The sequence below is a fragment of the Elioraea sp. genome, from assembly GCF_051860475.1.
GTDB lineage: Bacteria > Pseudomonadota > Alphaproteobacteria > Acetobacterales > Acetobacteraceae > Elioraea.
The window spans coordinates 1-5,600 of sequence record NZ_JBHYDW010000206.1 but is presented as its reverse complement, the minus strand read 5'-3'; the positions used below and the strand labels follow the sequence as shown (position 1 = coordinate 5,600).

Below are 5,600 nucleotides of genomic sequence, written 5' to 3'. Positions count from 1 at the left end.
GACCGCCGCCAGACGCAGACGAGCAGACCTATCCCCGCTCAATCCCCCCATACACGCAAGGGTCAGGGTGAGGGCGTTGCCGCGATCCGTCCAGCCGCCCGGCTATTCCGCCGGCGCAGGCGCGGGTTGCGCCATCGCCTCCGGTCGGTGGCGGCGTGCGAGCAGCGTATAGGCGGTCGGCACGACAAACAGCGTGAACAGCGTGCCGATCGACATGCCGCCGACCACCACCCAGCCGATCGCCTGGCGGCTCTCGGCCCCGGCGCCGGCCGCGAAGGCGAGCGGCACCGCGCCGAGGATGGTCGCGCAGGTGGTCATCAGCACGGGGCGCATGCGCAAGCTCGCCGCCTCGATCGCCGCCTCCGTCAGCGCCATGCCGCGCTCGCGCAACTGGTTGGCAAACTCGACGATCAGGATGCCGTTCTTGGTGATCAGCCCGATCAGCGTGATCAGGCCGATCTGGCTGTAGACGTTCAGCGTGATGCCGTTGAGGAACAGCGCCAGCAACGCTCCGCCCGTCGCAAGCGGCACCGAGAGCATGATCACGAACGGATCGATGAAGCTCTCGAACTGGGCCGCCATCACCAGGTAGATGAACATCAACGCGAGCGCGAAGGTGACCAGAAGCCCGGCCGAGGCGGAGCGGAACTCGCGCGCCTGCCCGCCATAGTCGATCTGGATCGTGTTCGGCAGCACGCGCGCCGCTGCCTCGTTCAGCGCCGCGAGCGCCTCACCGAGCGTGGTGCCGGGCTCCAGAGTCGCGCTGATCGTCGCCGAGCGGAGCTTGTTGAAGTGGTTGAGCTCGCGCGGCGCGATCGTCTCCTCGAGCGTGATCAGGTTGGCGAGCTGCACCTCCTGCCCCGAAGGCGTGCGCAGGAACACGTTCAGCACGTCCTGCGGCGTGGTCCGGTCGCCCACCTCGACCTGGACGATCACGTCGTACTGCTTGCCGTTCAGCTTGAAGGTCGTGATCTTGCGCCCGCCGAGCAGGGTTTCGAGCGAGCGCGCGACCTTCTCCTCCGACAGGCCGAGGGACGCGGCCTTGTCGCGATCCACCGTCAGCCGGAGCTGCGGCATGTTCAGGCGAAGGTCGCTGTCGAGCCCGGCCAGGCCCGGGATCGTGCGCGCCTCGGCCAGCATCGCCTCGGCCGCCTCCTGCAGCTCCGAATACGGGCCGGAGGTCTGGAGCACGAACTGCACCGGCTTCTGGATCGGACTCTGGCCCAGGCTCGGCGGGTTCACCGGGAAGGCCAGCACGCCGGGCGTGGCGAAGAACTGCGGGAAGAGCTGCTGCGCCACCGCCGGCGCCGAGACGTCGCGCTCGGACCAGTCGTGCAGGCCGGCGAACATGATCCCCTGGCTCACCACCGGGTAGCCCGCGACCGCGAACTGCCGCTCGATCGCCGGGTGGTTGTCGAACGCGGCCTCGAGCGGGCGCAGCCAGCGGCTGGTGTAGTCGATCGTCGCGCCGTCGGGCGCGATGGCGATGCCGACGATGATGCCGCGATCCTCGACCGGGGCGAGCTCGCTCTTGATCGTGTTCACCATGATGAAGGCGAAGCCGCCGACCAGCAGCGCCACCGCGATCACCACCGGCCGCGCGTTCAGCGCCACGGTGAGCGCACGCCGGTAGCCTGCCGTCAGGCCGTCGAGCAGACGTTCGCCGAACCGGTACACGGCGCCGTGCGACTGGTTCACCTTGAGCAGCTTCGAGCACATCATGGGCGACAGCGTCAGCGCGACGAAACCCGAGACGATCACGGCCGAGGCGAGGGTCAGCGCGAACTCGATGAAGAGGCGCCCCGTCCGCCCGGTCTGGAACGCCATCGGCACGTAGACGGCGGCGAGCGTCAGCGTCATCGCCACGATCGCGAAGCCGACCTCGCGCGAGCCCCTGAGTGCGGCCTCGAAAGGCTGCATGCCCTTCTCGACGTAGCGGGCGACGTTCTCGAGCATGACGATCGCATCATCGACCACCAGACCGACCGCCAGCACGAAGGCGAGCAGGGTCAGCGTGTTCACCGAGAAGCCCATGGCGAACATGAAGCCGAAGGCGCCGATCAGGCTGACCGGGATGGTCACCAGCGGGATCAGCGTGGCGCGAAGGTTGCGCAGGAACAGGAAGATGACGACGAGCACGAACAGCACCGCCTCGCCCATCACCTTGAAGACGTTCTGGATCGCGCGGTCGATGAAGATCGAGGAATCGTAGCCGACCGCGACGGTCATTCCCTCGGGCAGCAGCGCGCGGATCGCCGGGAAGCTCTCCTGCACCGCCTGGCTTACCTCGAGCGGGTTCGCGGTCGCCTGCTTGATGATGCCGAGCGCCACCGCGGACTGGCCGTTGTAGCGGGCGATGATGCGCTCGTCGGCGGCGGCGATCTCGGCGCGGCCGACGTCGCGCAGCCGCACGATGTAGCCCTGCACCTCGCGGATGCGCAGTTCCTCGAACTGGGCCGGCGTCTGGAGGTCGGTCTCTGCGACCACGTTGAACTCGCGGGTGCGACTCTCGATCCGCCCCGTGGGGATCTCGACGTTCTGGCGCCTGAGCGCGTCCTCGACATCCGAAGGCGCGAGCCCATAGGCGGCCATGCGGATCGGATCGAGCCAGATCCGCATCGAGAACCTGCGCTCGCCGTAGATCATCACGTTCGCGACCCCGGGCAGGGTCTGGAGCCGCGACTTCACCAGCCGGTCGGCGATGTCGGTCACCTCGAGCGGGGTATGCCGGTCCGACGAGAACGCGAGATAGATGATCGGCTGCGCATCCGCCTCGACCTTCTGCACCACCGGCTCGTCGATCTCGTCGGGCAGCAGGTTGCGCACGCGTGCAACCCGGTCGCGCACGTCGTTCGCCGCGCCGTCGGGGTCGCGCGCGACCACGAAGCGCAGCGTGATCTGACTCCGCTCCTGGCGGCTGATCGAGGACATCACCTCGATCCCCTCGATCCCCGAGAGGCTCTCCTCAAGCGGGGTGGTGATGCGGCTCTCGACGATCTCGGCCGAAGCGCCACGATAGGTCGTCTCGACCGTGACCACCGGCTCGTCGATGTTGGGGTATTCGCGCACGGTCAGCCGGTCGTAGCTGACCAGGCCGATCAGCACGATCATCAGGCTCATCACGGTGGCGAGCACCGGGCGGCGGATCGAGAGTTCCGAGAGCACCATGGCGGATCAGTCCCGACTCAGCTGCGTGTTCAGCCGCGCGGCGCGCCGTTGGCGGGCGGGGCAGCCTCCGGGGGCAGCACCGCGACCGCGGCGCCCGGCTGAAGCTTCATCTGCCCGGCCGTGACCACCACGTCGCCGGCGGCGAGCCCCTCGGTCACCTGCACCCTGCCCTCGCGGCGCAGGCCGAGCGTCACCGGCTGCGGCTGCGCCTTGCCGTCCACCACCTTCATCACGAGCATCCGTCCGCCAAACGGAACGATCGCAGCCTCGGGCACCATCACCGCCTGCGGCTCCTCGCGCAGCGTCAGCCGCACGCGCGCGAACAGGCCAGGGCGGAGCACGCCGTCGCGATTCGGCAGCGCGGCACGCACGGCGATGCTGCGGCCGATCGGATCGATCGCCGGATCGATCGCCACGATCTCGCCCGCGAATGTCCGATCCGGGAATGCATCGACGGTGACCGAGAGCTGCTGCCCCACGGCAACGCGCGACAGGAACACCTCGGGGACACGGAAGTCGAGCTTGATCGGATCGATATTCTCGAGGTTGACGATGTCCGCGCCGACATTGACGAATTCGCCGGGACTGACGCGGCGCAGCCCGACGATGCCGTCGAACGGCGCGACAAGCCGGTACTTCTCGAGCCGCGCGCGGGTGAGCTCGACCGCGGCGGTGGTGGTGCGCAGCGTCGCGACCGCCTGGTCGCGCACGGCGGCCGAGCCGGCGCCACGGGCGAACAGGTCGCGCGCGCGGCTGGCCGAGGCCCGGGCCAGTTCGAGCTCCGCCTCGGCCTGGGCAAGCTCCGCACGGGGAATCGAGTCGTCGAGACGCACCAGCGCCGTGCCCGCGGTCACCACGCCGCCCTCGGCAAAGCCGATCTCGGCCACGCGGCCCATCACCTCGGGGCGCAGCATCACGCTCTCATTCGACTTGAGCGTGCCGATCGCCACCACCTCCTCGGCGATGCGCTCGACCGACACCGGCTCGGCCTGAACCGGCATGGCGAAGCCGCCCGGCGGGCCACCCGCGCCGCCCGCGGCACTGGCCCCCTGCTGGACCTGATCGTAGAACCGCCACAAGCCAAAACCGCCGCCCGCGAGAATGGCGAGCGTGACCAAGGCGACGATGAACCGACGCATGATGGAGCTCTCCGGTCGCGAAAGGCGGGCCGGATACGCTAGTGCTCCGGCCCGCCTCGCTGAACTATACTGTTCAGTTTAGTCATCTCGACACACGGCCGCAACCCTCCCGGTTCCGCATCCCAGGACTGCGCCGGCGACACGGTCGCATCCACCGCGCCGGCTCTCACGATGCCGCTCAAGGGATGGCAAGCTCCGGCGCTGAGCAGCTCCGTTCGACGAGGTCCGGACCCATGCACCTCACCCCCAACCCCCGCTACGCGTATTCCGCGATCGTCGACCGCCCGGCCTATGACTGGCCCGGCGGCGCCCGCCTCGCGGTCTATCTCGGGCTCAATGTCGAGCACTTCGCCTGGGGGCGCGGCGGCGGCCACATGACCCACAACTGGGGCAATGCGAACGACCAGCGCAACCACGCCTGGCGCGACTACGGGCTGCGCGTCGGGTTCTGGAACATCCTCGACGTGCTGGGCGAGGTCGGCCTGTCCTGCTGCCACCTGCTCAACAGCACCGTCTGCGAGCACGCCCCGCGCATCGTCGAGGCGATCGCCGCGCGCGGCGAGGAGGTGATCGGCCACGGCCGCACCAACTCCGAACGCCAGGCCGACTACCACGAGGAGGACGAGCGCCGCCTGATCCGCGAGACGACCGAGACGATCACGCAGCATCTCGGCCGCCGCCCGTTCGGCTGGATGGGGCCCTGGATTTCCGAGAGCGCCGTGACGTCCGACCTGCTGAAGGAGGAGGGCTACCGCTTCACCATGCAGTGGCCCTGCGACGACCAGCCGATCTGGCTCGCGACGCGCGCGGGGCCGTTGCTGAGCGTGCCCTACCCGGCCGAGATCAACGACTCGCCAGCAATCCTGAACCGCGGCCACACGGCCGAGGACTTCGCGCAGTTCATGATCGACCAGTTCGACATGATGCTGCGGCTGAGCGGGCGCGCGCCCCTGGTGTGCGCCTTCGCGCTGCACACCTTCGTGCTGGGCCCCCCGTTCCGCCTCAGGCACCTCGAACGCGCCCTCAGCCACATTGCGGCGCACCGCGACGACCCGCGCGTCTGGCTCACCACGCCCGGCGCGATTGCCGAGCACGCGATGTCGTTGCCACGTGGGATCGTTCCGGACGCCTTTCCCTCCTGAGTTCGTCCCAGGCCGTCAGGTGCAGCCGACGATCGTGCCCTGCTGCGTCCAGCGTCCGTTGCTGGACTTGAAGATGCCATCGAGATCCGACGGGCTTGCCTTGCGGTAGTCGAGGTTGATCGCGCGCGAGTAGTGCGTGCCCTTGAACTGC

3 protein-coding genes are annotated in these 5,600 nt (G+C 68.9%); 1 reads left to right on the top strand and 2 read right to left on the bottom strand.

The window, feature by feature from the left end:
• Positions 1–102: 102 nt before the first annotated feature.
• Positions 103–3,168 carry an efflux RND transporter permease subunit gene (locus ACTIFU_RS22135; protein ID WP_439580490.1) on the bottom strand — a complete coding sequence of 1,022 codons (3,066 nt, stop codon included), beginning with the start codon at positions 3,166–3,168 and terminating at the stop codon, positions 103–105.
• A gap of 29 nt (positions 3,169–3,197) precedes the next feature.
• The gene (locus ACTIFU_RS22130; protein ID WP_439580489.1) at positions 3,198–4,307 is read right to left on the bottom strand and encodes an efflux RND transporter periplasmic adaptor subunit; all 1,110 of its coding nucleotides are present in this window, start codon (positions 4,305–4,307) and stop codon (positions 3,198–3,200) included.
• 233 nt (positions 4,308–4,540) lie between these two features.
• Between ACTIFU_RS22130 and ACTIFU_RS22125 the strand changes: the two genes are divergently transcribed.
• Entirely contained in the window at positions 4,541–5,449 is a 909-nt protein-coding gene (locus ACTIFU_RS22125) for a polysaccharide deacetylase family protein (protein ID WP_439580488.1), read from the top strand.
• Positions 5,450–5,600: the final 151 nt, after the last annotated feature.

Coding starts and splice junctions, on each gene's coding strand:
- ACTIFU_RS22135 (WP_439580490.1), bottom strand. CDS start 3,168: ATGGTGCTCTCGGAACTCTCGATCCGCCGCCCGGTGCTCGCCACCGTG.
- ACTIFU_RS22125 (WP_439580488.1), top strand. CDS start 4,541: ATGCACCTCACCCCCAACCCCCGCTACGCGTATTCCGCGATCGTCGAC.
- ACTIFU_RS22130 (WP_439580489.1), bottom strand. CDS start 4,307: ATGCGTCGGTTCATCGTCGCCTTGGTCACGCTCGCCATTCTCGCGGGC.